At 56.5% G+C, this 23,043-nt stretch carries 20 protein-coding genes and 5 pseudogenes; 9 read left to right on the top strand and 16 right to left on the bottom strand.

All coding sequences use genetic code 11. The features are described 5' to 3' along the window. Positions 1-833: 833 nt before the first annotated feature. Together B4589_RS17760 and B4589_RS17755 are read right to left on the bottom strand one after the other, a co-directional pair. The gene (locus B4589_RS17760) at positions 834-1,250 is read right to left on the bottom strand and encodes an NUDIX domain-containing protein (protein WP_079235441.1); all 417 of its coding nucleotides are present in this window, start codon (positions 1,248-1,250) and stop codon (positions 834-836) included. Continuing rightward, positions 1,243-2,169 carry an NAD-dependent epimerase/dehydratase family protein gene (locus B4589_RS17755; RefSeq protein WP_079235442.1) on the bottom strand — a complete coding sequence of 309 codons (927 nt, stop codon included), beginning with the start codon at positions 2,167-2,169 and terminating at the stop codon, positions 1,243-1,245. The genes B4589_RS17760 and B4589_RS17755 overlap by 8 nt, the downstream gene beginning before the upstream one ends. 353 nt (positions 2,170-2,522) lie before the next feature. Here B4589_RS17755 and B4589_RS17750 point away from each other — a divergent pair, with 353 nt between their 5' ends. Further along, the gene (locus B4589_RS17750) at positions 2,523-3,719 is read left to right on the top strand and encodes a site-specific integrase (protein ID WP_079235443.1); all 1,197 of its coding nucleotides are present in this window, start codon (positions 2,523-2,525) and stop codon (positions 3,717-3,719) included. Next, complete coding sequence (locus B4589_RS17745; RefSeq protein WP_079235444.1) at positions 3,709-4,365, top strand: hypothetical protein; 657 nt, start codon at positions 3,709-3,711, stop codon at positions 4,363-4,365. The genes B4589_RS17750 and B4589_RS17745 overlap by 11 nt, the downstream gene beginning before the upstream one ends. A gap of 199 nt (positions 4,366-4,564) precedes the next feature. Here B4589_RS17745 and B4589_RS17740 read toward each other — a convergent pair whose 3' ends face one another. From B4589_RS17740 to B4589_RS17720, 5 genes are all read right to left on the bottom strand, one after another. Next, a complete protein-coding gene (locus B4589_RS17740; protein WP_079235446.1) occupies positions 4,565-5,122 on the bottom strand; it encodes a hypothetical protein in 558 nt (185 codons plus the stop codon). A 13-nt stretch (positions 5,123-5,135) separates the two neighbouring features. Further along, entirely contained in the window at positions 5,136-5,759 is a 624-nt protein-coding gene (locus B4589_RS17735) for a helix-turn-helix domain-containing protein (protein WP_079235447.1), read from the bottom strand. Positions 5,760-6,347: 588 nt separating this feature from the next. Beyond that, positions 6,348-7,661 carry an RNA-guided endonuclease TnpB family protein gene (locus B4589_RS17730; RefSeq protein WP_079235448.1) on the bottom strand — a complete coding sequence of 438 codons (1,314 nt, stop codon included), beginning with the start codon at positions 7,659-7,661 and terminating at the stop codon, positions 6,348-6,350. 182 nt (positions 7,662-7,843) lie between these two features. Further along, complete coding sequence (locus tag B4589_RS17725; protein WP_079235449.1) at positions 7,844-8,260, bottom strand: transcriptional regulator; 417 nt, start codon at positions 8,258-8,260, stop codon at positions 7,844-7,846. A gap of 33 nt (positions 8,261-8,293) precedes the next feature. Continuing rightward, positions 8,294-8,611, bottom strand: a complete 318-nt coding sequence (locus B4589_RS17720) for a DUF6516 family protein (RefSeq protein WP_015310253.1) — start codon at positions 8,609-8,611, stop codon at positions 8,294-8,296. A gap of 393 nt (positions 8,612-9,004) precedes the next feature. Between B4589_RS17720 and B4589_RS18385 the strand changes: the two are divergent. Further along, a pseudogene (locus tag B4589_RS18385) lies at positions 9,005-9,115 on the top strand (transcriptional regulator TrmB); the annotation flags it as partial. 44 nt (positions 9,116-9,159) lie between these two features. Here the strand turns inward: B4589_RS18385 and B4589_RS17715 are convergent. Beyond that, positions 9,160-10,431, bottom strand: a complete 1,272-nt coding sequence (locus B4589_RS17715) for an RNA-guided endonuclease TnpB family protein (protein ID WP_079235451.1) — start codon at positions 10,429-10,431, stop codon at positions 9,160-9,162. Between the two features lie 147 nt (positions 10,432-10,578). Between B4589_RS17715 and B4589_RS17710 the strand changes: the two are divergent. The 4 genes and pseudogenes from B4589_RS17710 to B4589_RS17690 form a co-directional block, all read left to right on the top strand. Further along, positions 10,579-11,475: pseudogene (locus B4589_RS17710) on the top strand (RNA-guided endonuclease InsQ/TnpB family protein); the annotation flags it as partial. Positions 11,476-11,907: 432 nt separating this feature from the next. Further along, positions 11,908-12,819: a ParA family protein gene (locus B4589_RS17705; protein ID WP_079235452.1), complete on the top strand. Its 912-nt coding sequence runs from the start codon at positions 11,908-11,910 to the stop codon at positions 12,817-12,819. Positions 12,820-12,833: 14 nt separating this feature from the next. Next, positions 12,834-13,262 carry a hypothetical protein gene (locus B4589_RS17700; RefSeq protein ID WP_176330578.1) on the top strand — a complete coding sequence of 143 codons (429 nt, stop codon included), beginning with the start codon at positions 12,834-12,836 and terminating at the stop codon, positions 13,260-13,262. A gap of 51 nt (positions 13,263-13,313) precedes the next feature. Further along, positions 13,314-14,238, top strand: a pseudogene (locus B4589_RS17690) (DNA polymerase domain-containing protein); the annotation flags it as partial. A gap of 559 nt (positions 14,239-14,797) precedes the next feature. On the opposite strand, the gene B4589_RS17685 reads toward B4589_RS17690, so the two are convergent. The 6 genes from B4589_RS17685 to B4589_RS17660 form a co-directional block, all read right to left on the bottom strand. Beyond that, the gene (locus B4589_RS17685; protein ID WP_176330579.1) at positions 14,798-16,084 is read right to left on the bottom strand and encodes an orc1/cdc6 family replication initiation protein; all 1,287 of its coding nucleotides are present in this window, start codon (positions 16,082-16,084) and stop codon (positions 14,798-14,800) included. A 574-nt stretch (positions 16,085-16,658) separates the two neighbouring features. After that, positions 16,659-16,982, bottom strand: coding sequence for a hypothetical protein (locus B4589_RS17680; RefSeq protein WP_079235455.1), 324 nt, complete (start codon positions 16,980-16,982; stop codon positions 16,659-16,661). 61 nt (positions 16,983-17,043) lie between these two features. Beyond that, positions 17,044-17,865, bottom strand: a complete 822-nt coding sequence (locus B4589_RS17675; RefSeq protein ID WP_079235456.1) for an SWIM zinc finger family protein — start codon at positions 17,863-17,865, stop codon at positions 17,044-17,046. Positions 17,866-17,976: 111 nt separating this feature from the next. Next, positions 17,977-18,906 (bottom strand): ImmA/IrrE family metallo-endopeptidase, encoded by a 930-nt coding sequence (locus B4589_RS17670; RefSeq protein WP_079235458.1) that lies wholly within the window; start codon positions 18,904-18,906, stop codon positions 17,977-17,979. A gap of 83 nt (positions 18,907-18,989) precedes the next feature. After that, positions 18,990-19,337, bottom strand: coding sequence for a hypothetical protein (locus tag B4589_RS17665; RefSeq protein WP_079235459.1), 348 nt, complete (start codon positions 19,335-19,337; stop codon positions 18,990-18,992). Between the two features lie 77 nt (positions 19,338-19,414). Further along, positions 19,415-20,431, bottom strand: a complete 1,017-nt coding sequence (locus B4589_RS17660) for a DUF6610 family protein (RefSeq protein ID WP_079235492.1) — start codon at positions 20,429-20,431, stop codon at positions 19,415-19,417. Between the two features lie 79 nt (positions 20,432-20,510). On the opposite strand from B4589_RS17660, the gene B4589_RS17655 reads away from it, so the two are divergent. Further along, a complete protein-coding gene (locus tag B4589_RS17655) occupies positions 20,511-21,728 on the top strand; it encodes an RNA-guided endonuclease TnpB family protein (RefSeq protein WP_079235461.1) in 1,218 nt (405 codons plus the stop codon). Positions 21,729-21,928: 200 nt separating this feature from the next. Here B4589_RS17655 and B4589_RS18380 read toward each other — a convergent pair. Then, positions 21,929-22,183 (bottom strand): annotated as a pseudogene (locus tag B4589_RS18380) (hypothetical protein); the annotation flags it as partial. On the opposite strand from B4589_RS18380, the gene B4589_RS17650 reads away from it, so the two are divergent. After that, complete coding sequence (locus tag B4589_RS17650) at positions 22,154-22,414, top strand: hypothetical protein (RefSeq protein WP_248898265.1); 261 nt, start codon at positions 22,154-22,156, stop codon at positions 22,412-22,414. The pseudogene B4589_RS18380 and the gene B4589_RS17650 overlap by 30 nt on opposite strands. A gap of 178 nt (positions 22,415-22,592) precedes the next feature. Here B4589_RS17650 and B4589_RS17645 read toward each other — a convergent pair. After that, positions 22,593-22,805 (bottom strand): annotated as a pseudogene (locus B4589_RS17645) (PadR family transcriptional regulator); the annotation flags it as partial. Positions 22,806-23,043 lie beyond the last annotated feature (238 nt).

Below are 23,043 nucleotides of genomic sequence, written 5' to 3'. Positions count from 1 at the left end.
CCCGTGTCGAGGATAGTAAAGTATGAATCATTTCCTCCGATGTTCGTCGATAGGTACGAATTCAATAGTGGATTTGATTACCCTCCTCTTGTAATCTCTATTTAGAGATGTCATATACAAGAATTCTACTGGGAATAGTATTGCTCGTTGCCGCCATCGGGATCGTCCTTTGGGTCGGTCTCGATGCGGTAATGCGTGGAGTTACAGAAATGGAACGGAATATGGGAGGAGCGAGACAGGCTGTAAAGAACGACCGAGTGCCGGAGAGAAACAAGTGAACCGGCCCGAGGTTTAGTCAGACACCCCCACCCGACATCGGCCTGTAGCCTCGGGCAGACGGGTTTCCACAGCCCTGATATCTGCCGTCGCACAGTCCGCACAACCGGAAGGCTGTCGAGAGAAGTCACATTCTAATCCAGTTTCTTGACGCCTTGTACGACGTAGAGAACTGAAAAGCGGAGAACGGCAAGTGGTACAACCGACGATTCATCAGTGTACCATCGGTGACACGACATATCTGAGTAGAACAATATATTTTCGTACCCATAATCGGCCGCTTCTCGTCCTCGTGTATATTCAGTCGATACGGCGGTCGAACTGACCAAGGAACCCCGATCAGCGGACCAAAACGCACCCAAGACGGATGCACCGTAGTGTAACGTGTGACGGACGCGCCGCGAAACGTCTCCGATCCAGGCCGAAATCAGTCCGAAGGAACGCATGTCAAGATGCCGCTTCCTGGGGATACTGGGATTGTGTCTGCAAAGCGCGTCCTTAAGATAGGAGCTCTTGCCTCAAGGAGCGGCTAAAAGCGGCGAGTAGACAGAGCTAGTTCACTCGGAGTTCATTTTCCGGTGATGGGTGAGAGCTTCATCAACGGCGATTTGCTGTGGGTCGCTTAGCTGTGACCGCACTTCGTCAACCGTGTTCCACCGGTAGGCATCGTGTTCAGACGATAGCGACACGGAACGCTGGCTGGTTCGGCAGTAGTAGTAGACGGCAAAGCGGCCGTTACCTGTCTCGTTCTGCCAGACGAGCGTGTGGACCGGCGTTACAATGGTTGGGTCAAGTGTCGTCTCTTCGGTGAGTTCGCGGCGGAGGCCCGCAGCCGCGGTTTCGTTGCAATCGACACGGCCGCCTGGCAATTCCCACCCACCATCGGTTGCGCGCCGCACAATGAGGATCTCGTCATCTGGGGCGATCATAACGCCACGCTGCGTGACAGTGGCACGAAGTGGCTCGTCAGTCATCCTCCATATAGGACGCACAAACCCGGCGGACGCCCTCCTCAAAATTAATCTGAGGCTTCCAGCCGGTCTCCTCGTGAATCTTGGAGATGTCCGCGCACGTGTTGTGGACGTAGTTCTCCAAGGGAATGGGCTCGTATTCGGGGTCGACGGCCGTGCCGAGAGCGTCGTTGATGAGGTCAACCATCTCGTTGAACGAGTACGCATCGCCGGTACCGAGGTTGTAGACGCCAGCGAGTTCGTGCTCGGCGGTCGTCACCAGCCCGCGGACGATGTCGTCGACGTGCGTGAAGTCCCGCGTCTGCGTGCCGTCACCCCACAGCACGGGCGACTCGCCGTTCGCGATTTTGTCCGCAAACTGGGAGACGGTGTTGGCGTACTCGCCCTTGTGGCCTTCGTTGCCGCCGTATCCTTGGTAGACTGAGAAGAAGCGCATCCCCGCACACGTGATGTCGTCGTAGAAGTTGTTGTAGTACTCCGCGTAGCGCTCCCGGCCGAGCATCGACGCGTCGTAGCCGGTGGCGGCTTCGAGGTCCATATCTTCGGGACTGGGTTCGGTGCGGCTACCGTACGCCGAGGACGTCGACGCGTAGACGACGGTGTCGCAGCCGTCGTCGTGGGCCTGCTCGACGATGTTGACGAACCCCTCGATATTCACGCGAGCGCCCTCGCGGGGGTTCTCTTCAAGCATCTGTCGCGACGAGAGCGCCGCGAGGTGGTAGACGACGTCGACGCCCTCGGTCGGCAGGTCGTCGTCGAGCACGTCCGCTTCGACGTACTCGACTGCGTCGTCGAGATTCTCCGAAGTGCCGAGGTAGCCGTTGTCCAGCGCGACGACGTCGTTGTCGGTGGCGAGGTAGTTCGCGAGATTCGATCCAATGAACCCCGCGCCACCCGTCACTAAGATTCGATTGTCTTGCACATACCGTGACTACTATCGCATTCATATAGTAATAGTGAAATCTAACGGCATTTGGCTAGTTCAGCGAGGCTGAGACGGAGAGAAATCTTGCGACCACAATGCTCCCCACGATTGGCAGCGGGCAAAATCATTGAATGTGCCGAACAATACGAATGTTCAACAAGTGGCAGCGCCACGAATTCTCTATATAGCGTCATACGATTTACTATCTGTATTCGGGGACGGGTTCTGGGTATAGGAGTTCTGTGCACACCAATATCGCGGGTTTAGCTTCCCCGTACGTTCCACTTGTGCTTAATCGAATAAGCACAAGTAGATTCTAGTAGGTCGCCGCCGTACCAAGAGCCAACCCAATGGCCGAACGACAGCCAACCGATGCTGACACCCACAAACCCCTCCCTAAAGCGGTCGAAGAGTGGGTTCAGAAGAAAAGCAAGCCCGGTGGCGGGGGAAACTACGCCCGCGAAGCCGACCGTGTCCTCACAACGTTCATCGACTGGACGCCCGACTCCATCCAGACCGTACGCGACGTCTCGCGACGCACAATGATGCAGTACGCCGAACACCTCCATCGTCGAGCCGACGCACGCGTCGCGGATCCAGACGATAAGGCTGGTATCACGGGACGGACCGCCCAGCAGTACTACGCGCTCGTCCGCGCCTTCTTCACCTACTGCGTGAAGTGGGGATATCGCGAGGAGAATCCCGCCGAGCACAAGCCCGCTATGGAAGAATTGCCCGATGCATCGCTCGGCGCGGACAGTAACCTCCAGCAGTTCTGGAGTCCGCGGGAGAGAACAGCGTTCATTCAGTACGTGGATAAGCGTGCGCACGACGCGATTTCCGAGCGAGGAAGCGACGCTGTGGAGGAAGCTCGGGACCGGGCGCTCGTCTACCTGTTTGCGTACTCGGGTGCGCGGAGCGCTGAGCTCCTCCGTGATCCCAATGATTCGCGCCGGATAGGAGTCACGTGGGCGGACGTGGATCCCGAAGCGGGTGTGATTCGGGTCCTGGGAAAGAGTCAGACAGCTGGTGAAGAAGTACAGTTACCGAGTCAGGCCCGCCCGGCTGTAGAGCGGTATCGCAGGATTCTCGATCCACCGACGGAGGAGTGGCCGGTGTTTCCGACGCGGCACGTGCCGTCGTTATACGAATGTGCGCGTTCGGAGCTCAGCGAGCGCGTAGATGGCTTGGAGTCGGAACTCGAGGCGAACGGTCCAGAGGCAGTGCTACGTCGGTATGAGATTTCTCCGCCATCGATCACCACGGAGACCGTTCGGAATATCTTCCGCCGACTCTGCAAGGAGGGCGAGATCCCTGTCGAGGGCGAGCACGAGTACTTGAAACCGCACGGAGCGCGCCGCGGTGCTGGCGAGGCCCTCTATCGCGCAGAGGGTGCTTCGGCGGCTCAACGTGCGCTCCGCCACGAAGACCCATCCACTACATCCAAAATGTACAGTCACATTGAGGCGAGCGAGCAGGCAGAGGTCGCGAGTGACGCGTTCGAGGTAATCGACGAACAAACCACGACCGAGGACGATGTCAGCTGAGAACATCTCGATCACCCGATTAAGTCCGGAACGAGCGAGTAACGCATTCACGTCTCACAACCGGGGTAACGGACGGGAGACCATCGATATCTCGGCAGTCTTGGAGTCCGGTGATTTGGAGGCGTACGCGATACAGTACGAAACAACGGCCCAGAAACACTGGATCCAGATCCACGAGCAGGATTCAAGCGAGAGTTTCAGGCACGTACGGTTGAAGGTCGTGCTTGCGGATTTTCTCTACGAGTTCGGGCACGATGTTGCCCGTCCGCTGGAGGAGTGGGAGCAGGATGAGTGGCGAGTTATCGACCGAGATATAGCGTACACGTGTTTCGAGCGGCGGTACTCGAACGGTCGTGCCGACGTCGCATATTTCGATAACGGTTTCCACATTATCGGAGAGGCTGGGAAGTGTTCGGCGAAGAAGCTCATAGGGGGTGGCGTAGATGCCGATAACGCGGTTTTCTTGTTGTTGCCGTACGAGTGGATGGAGTTCGAAACCGAGCGGTCAAAACCGGTTATGGACATCAGCGAGATTGACGAGCCGATCTCGGCGGCGGGCGCATTCCCGGCACGGTTTGATATCACTGCAGAGATTGTGGCCTTCATTCGTCCAGATGAAGATCTCGCTGACTGTCTCTATCTCTAGTGGCACGCAAAGAGGACGTGGTGCCCAGGGGAGTGACCGGCATCACTCCGTTCCGAACTCGCTCTTGACTTCGGCTGTGTCCGTCTCGACAGCATCCACCGGCTCGAAGTCGTCAAAGAGGCCCACGCTGATTGATAATCTCGACGGAGAAGACCCCCTCTTCGTTGGTTAGCCATCGAAGCTGTCACCACAACTTTCTCTACCCATCCCACGTGACCTGGTCAACGGTTGGAAACTCAGATTTTGCTGTCTGAGGCGGGTTGTAGTATCGGGATTTGATATCGTAGTACCCGAATTCGGGAGGGATACGAGCGCACGCCTTTGCCAGATTTTCGTCCGCTGTGTGGGTAATCACACGGATACGAGCATTCGCATCGAACAATCGAACTGCCAACGCGACCAACGCTGCATCCTGCCAGTTGTTGGTCTCTGGATACTTGCTCTGCTGATTAAGAAACCCATCTGTAACGAACCGGGCTTTCTCAACCGGCCCAGCACTACTATCGAACCCCTTTGTGCGATCACCTGGTAGCGGTGTGGCTACCCGAAGCCACCCCTCTTCGACAGCCGCATCGAGGTACGGATTCGTCGGTGAGTCGGCACTCCCAGTATCCGCCAGTTCGTGGTAGACCGCGGCTGGCACCCAAATCTCTGTTCCGGCTTCCTCAACGGCACTCTTGAGCGACTGTAAGCGCGGACTGGGATGCTTCCCTAAATTCCGAAACATCACCGTGTCCGCAATATTCGCAGTGTACATCCCCGTATTCGGTCTACTTGTCGGCAAATTCCTCGAGGAGGTCGCCTTCGTCCTCGTCGAAGTCATCTGGTGTGTACGTCGTCGGGGCCGGCTCGTCGTCACCTAGATCGAGAATCGAATAGAGCGCTTCGACGAGATCATACGCAGTTCCAGGTGAAAGGTCTGTGAGGCTCGCGATCTGCCGGATTGTGACATCCCCCTCACTGTGTGCTTTCACGAGATCGTATGTGAGCGCGAACGTGACGATACCGTGATCTTCGAGAACCCGTTTGATCGCGGGGTACTCGTTCTTCTGTGCGATCACCTCGATAAGTTCGGGAGTAATCGAGACTTCCGTCTCGCGAACCGTCAATGTCAGTTCAAACTCTTCAGCGGTGTATACAGCAGTCCCGGCATCGTCGCCAACCTGGCTGATTAGGCCCGCTTTCTCCAGCTTATGGAGATAGTCGTACACCGTCTTTTTCGAGACAGTCGTTGCTTCGACGAGTTCAGGCCCCGTGGCAGTCGCTGACCCCCGAATCGATGTATAGAGGCTAGCGAGAGATGGGTTCTCGAGTAATTCTGCGAATGTCGGGATTCCGGTGATCATCCCCGGAGTGTCCCCCGCGTTCCGCACGTGTTCTGTATCGTAGCTCATCTTGTATAGAGTTACGAAACTAGAAACCGTAAACGTTTGCCACGAAATGAGAGCGCTGTAGTGTTCACAGACGAGTACTGATTTTTTGTAGGGCTCTTCGCCGCGGCCCCGGAAGAACGTGATATTAACCAACAAATTCGTCTATTCCACAGTTAGTGTTGGTTAATGACGATGCCGGTACTCCATATCTCGCCACCGAGCACATTCGTGTACTCCGCCAGACATCCGATAACTCTAGTGAGCGCCTTCTGATCCTTGCACTGTGTATGGGGATTCGCCCGAATGGGATCAGTTGTCTCCACACGCGCCAGTTCGTCCTCAATGTCGCCACCGATGGGGTAATCGCCGACGCCGGCTTCCTCACGGAGACACTCGATACCGCACTAGGTGGTGCCCGCGTACGGACATCACGGGTGGAACACACCCAATAGTACGACCGGAACCGATAGCCCAGCAAGCCGTGACCGCGTACCAGCGCGCCGTTGACGGCAGGTTGTGAGTTGTCGTTCGGAGTTGGTACCGCTCACGTGTACACAAGGATTGACATCCTCCTCCGCGTGAACGCGGAGGAATCCCGAGGTTGGGATATTAGGGTTTGCAGTCTACCACTTGTGCCTGCGGTTGGAATCCGCTGGACAAGTCATGAAGGTAGACTGCGGGCTGTGCCAACCAGCCGGTACTCCTATCCCCGCCCAAACTGGGCGCAGACTCGGAGTTACTTGCGTTGAGGTCGAGACGAATATTCTCCGCCCCATTCACGTCAGCGTTAAACGCCGCGTCACACTCCTTACAGACGTACAAGCCTCGCTCGACACGCTGACTCTCGTCTTCCTGACCGCACACGCAACACGTCTTTGAGGTGTCTCGCTCGGACACTTCCACGACCTCGATCCCCTCGACTTTCGCCTTGTATTCGAGAATCGAGGTGAAATGGTCGAATGCCCACCCGTGCAAGTCAAGATTCCCATGCCGACCCCAGTTCTTCGAGTTGCCGTTCTCGTCCTCCCGGACTCCCTCTAAGTTACCGACGTTAATGCGACCAACCTCTTTCTCGACACAGCGTTCGACGATGTGTTTCGCCAAGGAGTGGAAGAAGTGCGTGCGCCGTTCCGACCACTTCTTGTGTAATCGAGTCGCTCGTTCACCGCCTGAATCGTCGCAGTTAGCGATTTCTTTCGGGAAGTAGTACCCGTCCTGTTTCAGACGGTTGCCGGGGTACAAGTCGGCGTCTTCAGTACTGTAGGCAACGGCGGCGAAGTTGCTGATGCCGAGATCGATACCCGCTGTCTCTGTTCCAGGCGTATCGGGCGTCTCAATTTCGTCTTTGCAGACGAGATGCAGTTCCCACTGTTCGTTCTGCTGGTCGTAGACGGCGCGAACCTGTTGGAGGTTCTCAACCTCGACACCGGGGCGTGTCTCGTACTCGACAAGGATGTATTCCCACGCCTTTGGGTGTTCCTTGTGGTTCGCTCCTTTTGACAGCCTGACGCGGTTGTTTTTGGTGTCGTGGCGGATGCCGTTCTGCTTCCACGTCACCGTTGAACGCGGGTGTTCTTCGTGGACACGGTTGCCCTCGGTATCGTAGTAGTTTTCTTTGCGGTAACCGGGTGGGTTGTCCCGATTGTCGTCCGAGGAGTACCACGAGTTGAAGGCTTCAGCGAGTTCCTCCAGAACCCGCTGACTGGACTGCGAATGCAATCCCTTGTACTTGTTATGAGTCTTCAACTCGTGTTTCAGCTCCTCATGATCGGGTATTTTGCCTGTTTCCTCCCACACTTCTCGGGAGTGGTAGTTGGCGACGTTCCAGAGTTTGCTGGCACTCCATCCGTGACGGTCGAGCGGTTCCTCTACCTGCGCGTGGTTGAGGATTTTTGCTCGGTGGGTGCGGTGGACTTCCAGCATCCGTGGAACGCTTGTATAATCACTTATACTGACTTTATTTGTAAATATTCGGATTGAGAACGGAGGAATATCCATCCCTGCCATCGACGGTGGACTGTGGAATGTGGTGTCGGATTCATCCTGACCCTAAAGGGTCAGGTATTCTCCTCGATTCTCTATAATCGTATCTCTAAGTTCTCGTGCTACGCACTCGCCGGGGCGCTATCGGCGTCGTCGCGATCGATAAGCGGGTAGTCGATGTGAACCTCGATCCGATCGAACGGGACAACGGGTTGGATCGCGCCGCTGGGCCCGCCCGCTTCGAGAGTGAGGATACCCAGCACTTCGAGCTGCTTCAGGTCCGAGTGGACATCAGACACATCGCGATCGACGAGACGGGCCGCCTCGCGCATACTCTCAGGAGTCTCCTCCGCGATCGCCCGGATGAGCTCGAGGCGGAGTGGGGTAAGACTGTCAACGAAGTCGTCGTAGGTTCCGAACTGGAGCGTCGCTTTTCCATCCTGGCTGTCGAGGTCGTCAGCGTCGATGTCCTGGACGAACTGGAGCGTGTCTTGGCGAAGCTGTTCTCGGTCGCCGACGGTGATCTGGAGCGTGGTCATAGTCAGGATGTCGGTTGGTCGGGTGGTGTTCGATCAGTGTGGTCGGGGCGGGTTGCCGCCGACGGCCTCCCAGTACTCGTCCGCGCTTGCCCAGAACTCGACGAGTCGGTCTTCCATCCCGGGAAATTCGACGTCGTCTCTGTCACCGGCCGCGGTGTGGTGCTCGTGGCCCTTCGTGTCCTCGTGCGAGTTGTCATACCGGACGAGCGTGAGGTCATCGAGTGTGCCCAAGTGGAGCGTGTACTTCCAGCCTGAGGGGTATGTCTCGGTGTCATCAGTCGGCCGAAGCACGACGTTCTCGACCAGGCCGGCCTCGACGTGCGTGTACTGGAAGAGCGGCTCTTGCGGCATTCCCTACGTGTTGGGACAGTACCCAACACAATAAGTGTTTGGCGAAGCTCCAACAAAACCTCGAAAAACACCCGATAGCGTGACCATTGTTGAGTCAATTGGGGGTCTCGTTGACCGTGATTGATGCTGGAATGATTGAGGAATCAGCCGCAGACGAGCGACTGTCGGCGGGGATCGATGATACCGACGAAATTGCGGCCGAACAAGGAAGCGCGAGTGCCGACGTCGTCCTGCAGAATTATCTCTCAGATTCCCGGGCCCGCACGCTCTGCCGGAAGTATATGCGCGATCAGCTGGCTGCTGCATTCGAACCAAGCGAAATGTGATACTTGGACGCCTCCGACTTCGGTTGCAACCTAATCGTTATTATACAGTATACGAATTATGTATTGTATGTCGAAAGCGACGGGGGACCTCGAATGCGCCGTTAATGGCCTTATGTCAGTGGCACAGCTACTCGAAGAGCCACGGCTCGCTCGCCTCTACACGTATATTCTCCGTCAACCACCTCGGGGTCAAGCCCCGAGGCTTGTCAGTGGACTCCCGTTCTAACCGAGTAGTTCGGTAGGCGTGTAGTCGCCGTTCACGCTCAACGTCCCTGACTTGAGGGCCAGTTGACTGGTGGCCCATCCACCGCGAGACTTCTGCTCGCGATGGATATACCCGCAGTACCGATTTGCGATGTTCTTCGCGGCATTGTAATCCGCGTTCACTTCGTACCCACATGATTGGCACTCAAACGCCTTGTCGTCACGATTGTCCTCGTGGGTAAACCCACAGTGCGAGCAACGCTGACTCGTGTACGCCGGATTCACGGTATCCACGAACAACTCCGTAGACTCGACCTTGTACTCGACGAGTTCCACGAACTTCGCGTAGGCCCACTGCTGGAACTTCGACCCGTTCGCAATGTTCTCGCGGATGTGGTCAAGGGTCTCGAAAATGATGCCGTCCACGTCCGCGTCTTGGGCTTCCGTGATGAGGTCGTTGGCGCGGTTGTGGAGCCAGTCCAATGACCAATCCGAGAGCCGACTGCCGATGGACTGCATCGTGAGGTGAGCCGACCGTGTACCCGTCTGTTGCAGTTTGGCGCGGCGTTGTTCGTACTGGTTGCGCTTGTGGGTGAGGGAGTCCGCACTGCCGATGAACTCGCCTGTGGAGGTGACAGCGAACGCGCCAGTCACGTTCAGGTCAACACCGAGAACCACTCCGTTCTCGGCACCCTCACTACGTGACTCGCTTTCTTGGCGTTCCGTTCCGTCACCCTCGTAGTTCGGGTTCTTCAGCGTGACATGCAGGTAGAACGCATCCTCCTGTTCGTCGTACTGAAGCGTGGCGATCGACGCATCCCACGCCTCACTCTCGTAGTACCTGCCGAACGGCGTGTCTTCGCGTTCGTCCTCGGGTGGGAGGACGTATTCAGCAGTGACTCTGCCGTCGGGGGTAGAGAGCGTGGCGTAGTCGTCGTTGAATGACGCAGAGCGTTTGTCGTAGACGACGCTCCACGAGTCGAACTCGGGTTGACTCGTTTGTTCGCCTTGCTTCAGTTTCTCGACGCCGCTTTGGACGGCTTCGATGGCGCGTCGAATGCCTTTCTGGACGAGGTTGGCGGTGAGGTCGGTTTCCTCGCGCAACTCGTCGTACAGGGCGTTTTCGGCTTTGCTCTTGTTGGTGACACAGTAGTCGTCGTAGCGCCACGCCCACTCGCTCGTGCGGTTGGCGCAGTGCAAGAACTGAGCTTTGGTTTGATGGAGGTCGCCACGACGCTCTTCTGGTACGTCGAGTTTGACCGGCACGGTGCGTCGTAGCGCATCGTCCATCTGTGGCTCACATTTACCTTTGTTGCCTAATAAAAGTTTATTAGTAGAGTGGGGGGGAGCTGGCCTATCTATAGAACGTAGTTAGTTTCATCGAGTGTCGGCTTCCTCCCCGACCTCAAGGGTCGGGACATCCGCCTCGTACCGCCTGTGAAATACGACACTCGGACGATGACACTATTTGACGACGGAACAGTCTCACTTTCCACGGTCGACGACCGTATTCGGTGCGATCTCACGTTGCCGGACGACGAAGGTGGCTACCAACACCAGTACCTCAACAACGAGGACTGGGAACTCACCGAATCCACGCTCTCTCGGCGTGATGGCGACTACTACCTACATCTCGGCTTTCGCAAACCGAAGCCCGAGAAACAGGTCGAAAAACAGGGCGACGACGAGGACAAGACAGTTCACAGCGTCGACCTCGGCATCGTCAATATCGCCACGACCTCGACGGCCTATTTCGCGTCCGGCAGAGAACTTGGACATCGACACCGGGAGTTCGAGCGGATTCGCGGCAACCTCCAACAGACCGGCACGCAGTCCGCACACCGTACCATCCAGCAGATGAGCGGCAGGGAGTCCCGCTACGTTCGGGATGTGCTGCACCGCGTGGCCAACGACATCATCGAAGAAGCGTTGGAACACAGCTGCGCGTACATCGCGTTCGAGAACCTGCGGCATATTCGGGAACGTGCGCCCCCGGTGAAGGAGTTCCACCAGTGGGCGCACCGACAACTCGTTGACCTCGTGGAGTACAAGGCCGATGCAGAAGGCATCTGTGTGGAGTACGTTGATCCGGAGAACACGAGTCGGCGGTGTCCCGAGTGTGGACACACGAGCGAAGGGAACCGTGCCAGGCAAGCGGAATTCGAATGCGAGAAATGTGGTGCGACAGCGAATGCGGACTATGTTGGAGCGAAGAATGTTAGGTGGCGGTATATCCGTCGGAGCCTACAGTCGTCGCGGCGGACGGGCGACGGTCAACTCGCCCTGAAGTCAGGAACCGTGACGCCGAACCGGGGATTCGTCCCGTCCGACTAACTGTCGGCAGAGGCCGAGTTCACTGACAAGCCCCGCGCCACCGTGCGTGGAGCAGTTGACTGAAGCCATAAATCAAGGAGTTAAGGAGTACTTGATTCTTGGAATCCAATAGGATGTGGCGAGTCATGGAGTCAGTGAATCAATGAATCAGTGAATCCAAGAAATAGGGATTCAATGAATACCCCACTCCGAGAAGCGCAGAGTCACTCATTCAGCAACTGCAGTAGCAACCTCCATTCCACGAGGACCCAGCAAAGCGGGGATTCCAGGATGTGTTGAGTCAATGAATCAGTGATTCTTTGATTCCCACCAAATACATCACCAAAACCGCCTGTTAGCGGTTTATACCACGGAATACGGACCTTTAGAATTTCCAGAACGAGATTCGATGTCTGGCGTAGATTTATGAATCAGTGAATCAATGATCGAACTATGACCGAGTCACCCCGTGGCTGGGGCGTCACACCATCGACTGGTATCCCCACGATCGCCTTCGGCAATCAGAAAGGCGGGACTGGGAAAACAACGGCGACGATAAACAGCGCCGCAGCACTGGCCTCGCGAGATCACGATGTCCTCGCGATTGATATGGATCCACAGGCCGATATGACGAAAGGCCTGGGACTCGGCCCGGGCGACGACAACGACCCCTCAAGCCCGAAGAACGACCTTCCAAATACGCTCGCTACCGATGACGCAAATCTTCTTGACGTCCTCGTCGACAACCCGCGCACGGACGACACGACGCTTTCAGAAATTATGATCCACAGCGACGAGTACGAACACCTAAATTTCGATCTGGTGCCGAGCCACAAGGACATGGGGCTTGCCCGAGATTGGATGGACGACGCAGGCGCTCGTCTCTCGTTGAAAGTTGCCCTCGAAGAGTTAGTGGACGACGGTTACGACTACGATTTTATCTTGATCGACTGCCCACCTGATCTCTCGGTGCTGACGGATGCAGCCTTTATCGCGGCGCAGAACGTGTTCCTGGCCGCACAAACCCAAGCCACATCACGAGATGCCCTAGACGATCTCTGGGACCAGCTGGAATCCATCGAGGATAATCAACAGATCGAGATTGCAATCGTTGGACTGTTGGCAAATATGTATAGAGATGATGGTCAGTCACAGAAGTTCCTGGATGCATTCGACGAGTCATATGCGTCACTAGCCCCGATTTTCAAACTCCCAATGCGGGTGGCGATACAGCGCGCGTGGGACAACGGCTGCGATATTTTCGAGTGGGAAGACGCGAACGACCAGCAAGTCGAGCGCGAGCTCTTCCTGGAGGTTGCTGAGACAATGGAACGAGCGTTCGACAAGACGCAGGTGGAGGTGTAAGGATGCCCCGAGGAATGGACGAGCGATTTGAGGATCCGTCAGAAGAAGCAGACGACAAGGAAGCCACGGTCGATGACGAGCCGACGGAGGCCATGCCGGACGCAAAAAGCCGGGACAGTGACCCGACAACAGCAACCGAAGAGCAATCAGGTCAACAGAGTGCCACCCCCGCTGCGGAGAATAAACCGTCGACCCAGAAATCAGACGATGAACCATTGAACATCAGAGAGGATTGGGATTCGGCCACGATATATGTTGAACCGGAACAGAGTGAGAACATTGAGATTACATTCACACGATTAAAGAAGCAATTAAAGCGAGAAGACATCACGCTCGAGAAAAACAAACATTTCTATAGGGGTATTTTCGAGGTGGCGTTCGGTGAACATCAGGAAGAAACGAAAGAGAAGATCCGTGAATTGGCAAAGCAAGACCAGGACTAGAACCGGGAAACGATAGCATCGAGGACATCCGTCCCGAGATGATCGGGACGACCCGACGAGGACCGCCTAGCTGAACTCGAGGGACGGTCAGGAGCGCTGAAGTGGATCCTCGTCGCCTGCTTCGGCTATCAAGGATTCAGCAACGCGAAGTTCGGCCGCATCGAGTGCCACGAGGCAATCAATGCGTTCGCTCACGAAATTCTGCTGACGGCGAAACAACGGCTGGAAGCCGGCGGCTGGCGCGTCGTCCACGGCATCGTCGACTCCATCTGGGTGACCCCGGACCCCGACGTCGACGACGATGAGCGCGAAGACATCGAGACGCTCGCGACGGGATCACGGAACGCGTCGAGATTCGACTCGAACACGAAGCCCACTACGACTGAGTTGCGTTCGTCCCGCAGCGCGAGAGCGACGTTGACGCACTGACGAAGTACTTCGGAAAAACTCAACGGCGACGACGAGTTCAAGATCAGAGGTATCGAAGCCCAGCAGCGCTCAACCCCGCCGTTCATCGAGGATGTCCAGCGGGACTGTCTCGACAGGCTCGATGCCACGTGGTCACTGGACCCGGTGCTCGGACGTCTCGAACGAGCAATCGACGAGTTGAAGCCGGAAACGTAGCAGTGGAGGGGCTCGTCGAGCGGAATCGTGTCTCCGAGCCGCTGGAAGGCTATACGTAGGATATCCAGAATATGGGGGCGCTCGAACGAGCTCGTGGCTAGGACCTCGCCATCCATCTTGACAGGATATCGAGTACGTGGTCGTCGACGACGAGAAGAGCTCGCGAGACGGGGTCGCCCTCGCCCACGAGGAGATCGAGACCTACGACGCCTCGTACTACGAAACGCAGCTGGTCAGAGCGGTTGAGAGCGTGCTTTCATCGCTCGGATGGGACCGATCAGTGATTCGACGTGAACTCGCTAAGACACGGGAGATGAATGTGATGTCATTCGCTGCACACGGTGACGAGTGATCTACATAGCGGGAGGACAGTCCACTCCCTCCCCCCGTCATCGATGTGTAAAACTCTACGGAAGGGGAGGGGGCTAGAACAAGAAATCAGTAGAAACAGGAAGAATGGGCGTCAATACGTAGGAGACGTTCTCAAACATCTTAATCAGGTCTAAACTCAAGATAAGCTATTGTCTGGCAAAGTTTTATATGAACTGCGTGGCAACCATAGCCGTAATACACCTAATCACGAGGAAAAGAGAAGTTCACTTCGACAAACCGAGTGATAGATCCAGCCGATTCTAAGGTACTGTTCTCCGTGAATATGTAGCTTTAAGCTGCTCTACCGTTGGTATACACTTCGAAACGTGTTTTCCTTATAGCCTTACGGCTCTCACTTACACTTCGATGACGGGGGGAGGGGGTTCTACATTCGAGCTGTTTCAGAGGTAGTCTTCTGTACTGACCCGACGCCTAATTCGTTACCGGCCCATTGAGCTCAATACCACTCCTGACAAGACTCGGTTTACACATCGAAGACGGGGGGTGTGTTTCGAGAGCCTTCCTCTGAAGATGTAGTCCTACTTGTGGAACTCTCTTAGCTGGGCGTTGACCACCGACTGAAGGATGTCTTCTTGATCGGCAATCGCTCCCAAGCGAGTGTCGTCGACGATCCGATTCATCATTGCTTCCGGTTCGCCCGTGAACGTGAATTCCATATACATCCCCCCACCACGTCCTCGACTTTTTCGAGCCGTGGAGATGAGACCATAAGTGGAGAGTTCTTTGACGTATTTGACGTAAGTCTCCCGTGTCATCTGGTCAGCATCAATCTCGTCGGTAACCCATTGATAGACTTTAAAGCCGACTGGACTCGGTACCGAACTTCCGGACAAATTGGAAAGGTAGGCAACTGAGGCGGTCGCGTACAGGGAGATCTTTTTCTGGGTCGTCAGTCCCTCAATCAGCTTCAGCGAACGATCCTTGTCGATTTCTTCTTGGGATTCACGAACGTGCTCTTCGCGGACTTTCTCATCATCACGTTCGTCCGCGAGATCACCGGCACCACGGAATAGGTCGATAGCCTTTCGTGCGTCTCCGTGGCTTTGGGCTGCGAATGCCGATACGAGTGGTAGCACGTCGTCGGTTAAGGCGTTGGGCCGGAAGGCATCGCGCCGGTTCTCGAGTATCTGTCGGAGTTGGTTCGCGTCATAATCAGGGAAGTAGACGTCCCGAGGATTGAACGAACTCTCGGCACGACCATCGATATCTTCCATGAATTTGGGGTCATTCGTTAGTGCCGCGACCGATACTTGACCCTCAATTTCGTTCGTGTTACTCGCTCGCGACAGTTGATAGAGCAGTTTCGAGTAGGCAGGCTCTTCATTCGTTCGTCGACCGACTAGGAGGTCGATCTCGTCCAAGATGAAAATAACTGAGTCGTAGTGCTCATTGATGAGTTCGTACAAGCGTCGATACTTGCGCTTCGTCGACACCCCGGTTTCCGGGACACCGACTTCTGCGTCGACATCGCTTGCGACGGTTTGGACGAGCTCAAAGACGGCTTGATCGAGGGTGTTGATCGGTTGGCAGTTAATATTGACAACGCCGAAACGTTCACCCTTGGATTGGCAGAGATCGACAATCTGTTGCGTGACTGCGCCGATGATGAGGGATTTACCTGTCCCGGCAGGACCGTAGAGAAGCATATTCGGAGGACGATTTCCCTGGAGTGTGGGTTTCAGATACGAGACTACAGCCTCGAGTTGATCATCACGGCCGACAATTCGCTCCTCGTCGATAATTGTGTCTGGCTCGACGAGGTCTCGATTGACAAAAACCGATGTTTCTCCCTCGTCATCCAGCATATCCCGGATCGACCGCTGAGTATTGCCTTCCGACACTGCTCGGTCTTGCTCGGACTCCAAGTCTTCGGCATCATTTTCTACACCGGCTTCTACGTGTTCTGCGTCAGTTCCAGAATGAGATTCCTGTTTGAGGGTAGATTGGTCCGCTCCATCCTGATCACTACCGGCCATACGCTTGCTGTACGCCGAGGCGTTAAAAAGATTCACCTCCTTCGATGTTTATCTGTTCCGTCTGGTCAATCTATCCACCGTATTCGGCTGATCTATGGCCTCTGTGCTGTAACCGACACCGAAGTATATCTAACGGAGAGCCCCCCGTTATCGATGTGTAACGGGAACTTCCACGCTCTCCTGTGATTTTTCATGTCTGTAGTCGACACTATCGATTTTCCCTCCCCTTTGTCGAAGTGTAAGCGGTACGGACGACACCCCGGCATCGAAGTGTAATCTGGTGGCCTCACCCCCCACCACCGATGTGAAAAACGGCATTCGGTTGTTACGCCTTATCATCCAGTTACTAGTTTACACTTCGAATACGGGGGGTGGATCGTAGCTAGACTCTAACGGAGTCTTTCTAATCGTCCGGGTTGACAGGCCCCTTGTACTTCGAACGGACCGTATCTCCGTCTCTCCACTGCCAGTAGTAGTAGCGATTGTCGTTGATTTCCTTGATCGTGATGGTCGCCTTCGCCGGCACGTCGTCCGGAAGGCTATCGGGACGCTCCTCGACGTTGGCGTCGTCCGCTTCCTCCTTGAGACGAGCTTCACGCTCCTTGTGTTCGGCCAACGCCTCGGCGTAGCTGGCAGCGTCCCGAAGATGATCCGATGTGGCTTCGTTGAGCGTGTTGACGATCTCCGTTGGGAGGTTCGCCGGTGGGGTCGGGGGTTCGTAGGACATCGGCTGTTCCCGTGTTAACCAACACGGATTCTCAATCCATAGTTTTGTTGGTTAACCAGGTTCAGTCCGTATCAGCCGGGAGGCGGCCGTCTGGTCGAGGAACGCGGCCCCGTTTGATTTCGTGATCGACGCGACGCAGGTGCTTACAGCCACCTTCAGGTGAGCGCTGCTGCCAGTCCGGACAGGTACACGACTTGTCGACGACGTCGACTTCGTACCTGTTGCCGGACGCGGATTGCACCTCGTAGCGGCCACCTTTCGAAAGGAGCGAGACGTCCATCGATTCGGCGACGGCACGCTTCGTGCGGGGCTCGAGATCGTCCTGCGACTGTGTGTTCTCGTCGACGACCAGTCGGTCGCGAACGTCGCCCGTTCGGCCACCGTCGGGAGCGACGGCTTCCGCAGGGCCACTGAGCCGCTCGTGGAGCAGTTCCTCCACCGGATGGTCTTTCGGCCAGAGATAATGGACTTCGTGACGCTCGCGATGATCGTAGGAGCCACAGGCTGCGGCGTTCCCAGCCCACACGCGCCACGCGCCGAGCGCCGCCATCACGTCGACGATTACGCGCGGGACGATTTCGCACTCGTCAGGGTAGAAAATCCGGAAACGGGTACACTCCTCTCGGGGCGGCACCGTCTCCCACCACTCGACGTCGCCACCCCAACTGTCGAACATCGATTCATCCTCTCCATACCCAACGGTCACGCCGTCGATCTCGCGGATGTCCGCAGCCGTCTCGTCAGTCTCCCCTTCGAGCAGCCGCAGAACGGCGTACCGCAGGTACTCGTGTGCTGGATGATCCGTCGAGCGAGCGATTTGGCTGTGCTGTTCTGCAACTCGTTCCGCTTTCTCGAGGACAGCGGACAGATACGGTTCACTCATAATCCGTGGAGACAGGACTGCGCCTCCGCCCCTCGGCGGGCGCTGATAGACTTAACCAACAAAGAACAGTAGTTACCTCCGTTTGTTGGTTAAAACGGAAGGGATGTTGGGTCAGTCCTCAGCAACCACGCCGATGATCTCCTGTGCGGACGAACTGATTCGACTGAGACGCTCCTGGAGGATCGCCGAGTCGTCGTCCTGCCACGCGGCAAGGTAGAACGCTGAGCCGCTCGTATCGAGGCCGAAATACCGCCCAACGATGTATCCCACAGCTTCGGCTTCCACCTCCCGTTTCGCGCGCTCAGTCGCGTCGTCGACATCGTCATGAAGCAGCGCGTGAGCGTACTCATGAACGAGTGTCACCGCAAGGTCGGCCTGATTCTCACGGGCTTTCGCTTCGACGACAGGGCGGTCATTGTCTGTCCTTCGATGTTTACAGATACCCTTCGCGTCGCCATGGTCCCATTCGGCAGGGTCGACGATCTCCACAGTCACGCCGAGGTCATTAGCGGCAGCCGTGAGTGCGGGCACCAACCCCTCGCCGTCCCCAGTGGCCTCGGTTTCGAGCTCGGGAAGCGGCTCACCCTCGGTCTGAGAGACGTCGAAGACAGATGTAGGCTTGAAGCCAACCAGGCCTTTGGACCACTCCTCGGACGGTGTTTCGTCGTAGTCACAGTCGCTCTGCTCGTGGTAGCTCGGTGAGTTTTCGCACGCCGGGCACTGCTTGGCGATGATCGGTGCCCAGATCCAGATCGCCTGTTCGCCCTCCTGGACGTGCCGGTCGAGGTCGTTCCGCCAGGTGTTGTACCCCGCGACCTTCGTCGCCTCGGGACACTGGAGTTTGATGAGGAGTGTGTTTCGATGCGAGTAGTCGTGGAACCGGGACTGAACATCAAGCCACTCTTGGAACTCCTCGCTGGCCTGCGCGTCGTCGACGCCGGCGACGAGCTCGTCGATCCACTGTTCGATGGTACTGTTCATCTCGTCGGACCGTGTGTCGGTCTCCTCGAAGGACACCGACGCATTACTCGTTGTAGCCATTGTAGTCACCAAATCGAGTTGTCCGCGACTGCAACTGTTCAGAACGCGCCGCACCCCTCGGGGCGCACAAAAACCGCTCGCGGTTACCGGAGTTCGTGGGGTTCGTCAGCGAAGCCGACTGTGACGAGATACTCGAGGAAATCGTCGAAGCGTTCGATGTCGCTGGGCGTGTCGGTCGCCAGGTGTCGCGCCCACTCGATAGCCCACTGGAAGGCGGGATCCGTTCCGCCCTTGCCGTGAAGGTACCACCAGCGCGCCGCTTTCAGCACGATGAGCGGATTCGTAGGTGGGTGCTCACCGGCGAGCCCACGGGTGATGGACTCGATTTCGTCGGGGATGTCGGCGGGTTCGACGTGTTCTGATTGCGTAGTGGCGATATCGATCGGGATGTCGTCGATGGAGACGTTGTCAGCACTCTGTTGTTGACTCACGGAAAATCACCTTCTGCGAGGACTTTTTGGATCGAGCCCTCGCCCTCTCTGGAGGGCACGACAAACTGACCGTGGCGTCACGCGGGTGGGAAGTAGACGCTCTGCTCGCCGGCGATCTCCTCCAGGTTGTTTCGATGGCGATGGGTGAGGTAGCAGTCGTAACTGCAGTAGCCACAGACGGCGCCGGTGTCGTATTCAGCGACGAAGGGACCGCGGCAAGTCGTCCAGACGTTCGCTCCGCATTCGGTACAAGCGGCACCATCGAGATCGCTCGGTGATGGACCCTCATACTCGATCTCGAAGGAGTCGTCCTGTGGTGTCGATTCGGGGCAAACACCTTGGGCCTGCCAGAATTCCTTGAGACGGGCGAGACTGTGGCGGACCGTCTTGCGAACCGTGACGTGGTCGGCGTCGCGTCCACTGTCGTCCCAGCCGTCAGCTGTCCAGAACTCGCCGAACTGTGCGCCGCGATGGAGTCCGTTCCAGTCGAGACCGACAATGTCGGCCGGTGGGTCGTCCGTGAGCGTCGGTCGGGTCAGTTGCTCGATGACGTTGAGCTGTTTCGGCGGACTCCCGCCGAGGATATGGATGCGCCGCCCTCTCCAATCAGCCGGGTCGGAGAACTCGTGAGCCAGGCGGTCGGCGTAGCCTCGGGAGTAGCCGAGGACGAGGTCGTCCGGAATCGCGTCGATCACCTCGCGGCACTTGGGGACGATGATGAGATCAGCCTCGGGGTAGCTGGCTTGAATCTCGCGAGCTGCGGCGACGTGGGCGTCCACGTCGTCGCGTTCGTAGACGTCGCCGATGACACCGATCTGTGGTTCGTGCTCGAAGAACCGATCGACGAACCGGTCCAGATCGGGGTTCCGAAAGTCGTTATCCAACATCCCGACAGGGATGTCGAGGTGATTGAATTGGGTCTGTTGATACCCACAGTCCTCTCGGAACCCGGGTACGTATCCGAGCCTGTAGGCATCTATAGCGTATGGTACCCGATGAAGGAACGCCACGCTGTCGGCTTGTCTGGCAGTAGCAATTTCACAGGCGGTCGAGGCGGGTGCCCCGACCCTTGAGGTCGCGGAGGAAGCCGACAACCGATGACACAAACCACGGTACAATGACAACCCGACTCCCACGCACATAAGTAACACCAGCTGTATATGTGAAATCACAGTGGAATACCGTCGCACCGCCGTCATCAAACTTGACACTCCCGAAGGAACCGGCGACTCCCTTCGAGAGACAGTCGAGCAGTTCAAACACTGCGCCAACACCGCCAGCGAATGGTGCTGGCACGGCGACGACGGATACCACGTTACCTCCAAACAGAAAGCCGAACAAGCCCTCTACGACCGACTCCGCGACGAAACAGACCTTACCGCGAACCTCGTCCAGAAAGGGATTCGTAGGGCAGTCGAGGCCGTCAAAAGCGGCGTCGAACGCCTCAAACGCGACGAAACCACGTCGCAACCGTACTTCTCGTCAGACAGCGCGGTCTACGACAAACGAAGTGCGACGTTCCACCGCGATCACGTTTCCCTTTCAACCGTGGACGGGCGCGTCGAGTGTAATTACATCCTGCCCGATGAGTCGGAGACACCGCCAACCAAGTACGTCTCCGACGAGGATTTCGAGTTTCGGATGGCGCACTTGCAGTATCGGGATGGTGAGTGGTATCTCCACGCCTCAATGCGGAAAATCGAAGCAGACGAAGAATCGTCTGAATCCGAGTCCAAGCACAGAACAGTCCTTGGTGTGGATTTAGGCGTGAACAACCTCGCCGTTGCTTCGACGGGGCGATTCTGGTCGGCAAACGAGTTCAACCACTGGCGTCGGGAGTACGAGAAACGCCGTGCATCATTACAGCAGTGCGGTTCTCGACACGCTCACGAGAACATCGCGAGCGTCGGACAGAAAGAGTACGGACGGTTCGAGATACACCTCCATACAGTGGCGAACGAGCTTATCCGGGAGGCCGTCGAACACGATTGTTCGCACGTCGTGTTCGAGGAGTTAACCCACATTCGGGAGAACGTCTCGAAAGCGACGTGGCAACACATTTGGGCGTTCCGACGTCTCTACGAGTACGTCGAATACAAAGCCAAAGAACACAGCGTCGAAGTCGTACAGGTTGACCCCCGCAATACGTCGAAGCGATGTTCAACATGTGGGTTTACCCACCCGGACAATCGGTCGGGTGAGATGTTCAGGTGTCAGCAGTGCGAGTACGAGAACCATGCTGACTACAACGCTGCGAAGAACATCGGTTTACAGTATCTCCGTCGTCGGCAAAACGCAGACGATGGAGGCGCACCCGTAGATGTGCGCTTGAATCGCGGGACGCTGAACGTGAGTGGGGAGTACAAACCCCCTGCCTCGGCTGAGGCATAGAACGGGAGTCCACGCGAAAGCCTCGGGGCTTGACCCCGAGGCAATTTACGCGCACTGCTACTGCTGGGGCTAGTGTCGGTCGACATGAGTTGGAAGTGGCGAGGGCGACTCCGGCCGCCCTGCACCCTCTCGGAGGGGCGAAAAACCGAGGCGAACTCAGCTGTTAACCAACACGTGTTCCATGAGCCTTGTGTTGTTGGTTAAACGCCAGTTGTGTCCTCTCCTCCTGCTGAGGAATTATCAGCGTATTTGTTCTCAAAGAGACAGCGAGCGGCCGCGTCGGCGCCAGTGAGAGTCTGCTGGCTTTCGTCTGTATCAGCGAAGAGCGTCGACTGATCGCCCTCAGATGGTTGCTCAACTTCGGGTCGGTCGTCGACGCCGAACTCACTCGCTTCCGGTTGATCGAGCCGTGAATCGCGGTCGCGATGATCGACATCGGCGCCGAAATCCTCGAGCTCTTACGAGCGATTGTCCAACACGACCCCGGAAGTATCAGTGAGACGGCTCGGCTCGTTGATCGAGACATTAGCCAAGTGCATCGGAATCTGAAGGAGCTGGAGGAACTCCATCTCATAGATCTCGTCGACGATGGGCAATCGAAGCGACCATCGGTCTGGTACGATGCGATTGATATCGACCTCCCGCTTGTGGCTCCAGATGAGAGTTCGGACGAGGCAACGGCGTAAGCACGGTACAGCCACTATGCGTCCTCGGCCCACCAGAGAGAATCCATGTCGGGTAACCAGTTTTGCGTAACGCCGCTAACCAACAATAATATCAAAATAGCCACTGATGGTTAGTGACGACAACAGCTCTGATGACTCGTTTCTCGGTACCAATGCCTGTTCAGGGACCAGAACGGAGCTATGCTGACGAGGTTTCTGCCGGCTCGACGTACTTCTGTTCCCACTCTTGGCGGTCCTCGAGTTCACGGCGGCCGCGGCGAGTGAGTGTGTAGATGTTCGTTCGTCGGTCTTGCGTGCCTTTCTCGATGAGTCCTTTCTCAACGAGCGTATCGAGATTGGGATACAGTCGGCCGTGGTTAATTTCGCTCTCGTAGTAGTCTTCGAGTTCTTGGCTCTGTTGAAATCCTCAGCAAGTGATATGTTCTGCTCAGATTGCGGTCAATATACGGACCTCACAGCCCACGAGAATCCTTCAACAATCGTAGCAGCATAGCTAAAGTCAGCACCATCACAGCGGTGAACGTAATTGCGATAATAAGAGTTCCTGTACCGATCATACCTATTCTCAAGTGTACAACCTGAATAACACATCGCTCAAAGATCCCTCTGGGACTGTTCGGGCCGATCAG

Source organism: Halolamina sp. CBA1230, from assembly GCF_002025255.2.
Classification (GTDB): domain Archaea; phylum Halobacteriota; class Halobacteria; order Halobacteriales; family Haloferacaceae; genus Halolamina.
Note: the sequence above shows the minus strand (reverse complement) of the source record. Positions and strands in the feature narration are given on the sequence as shown.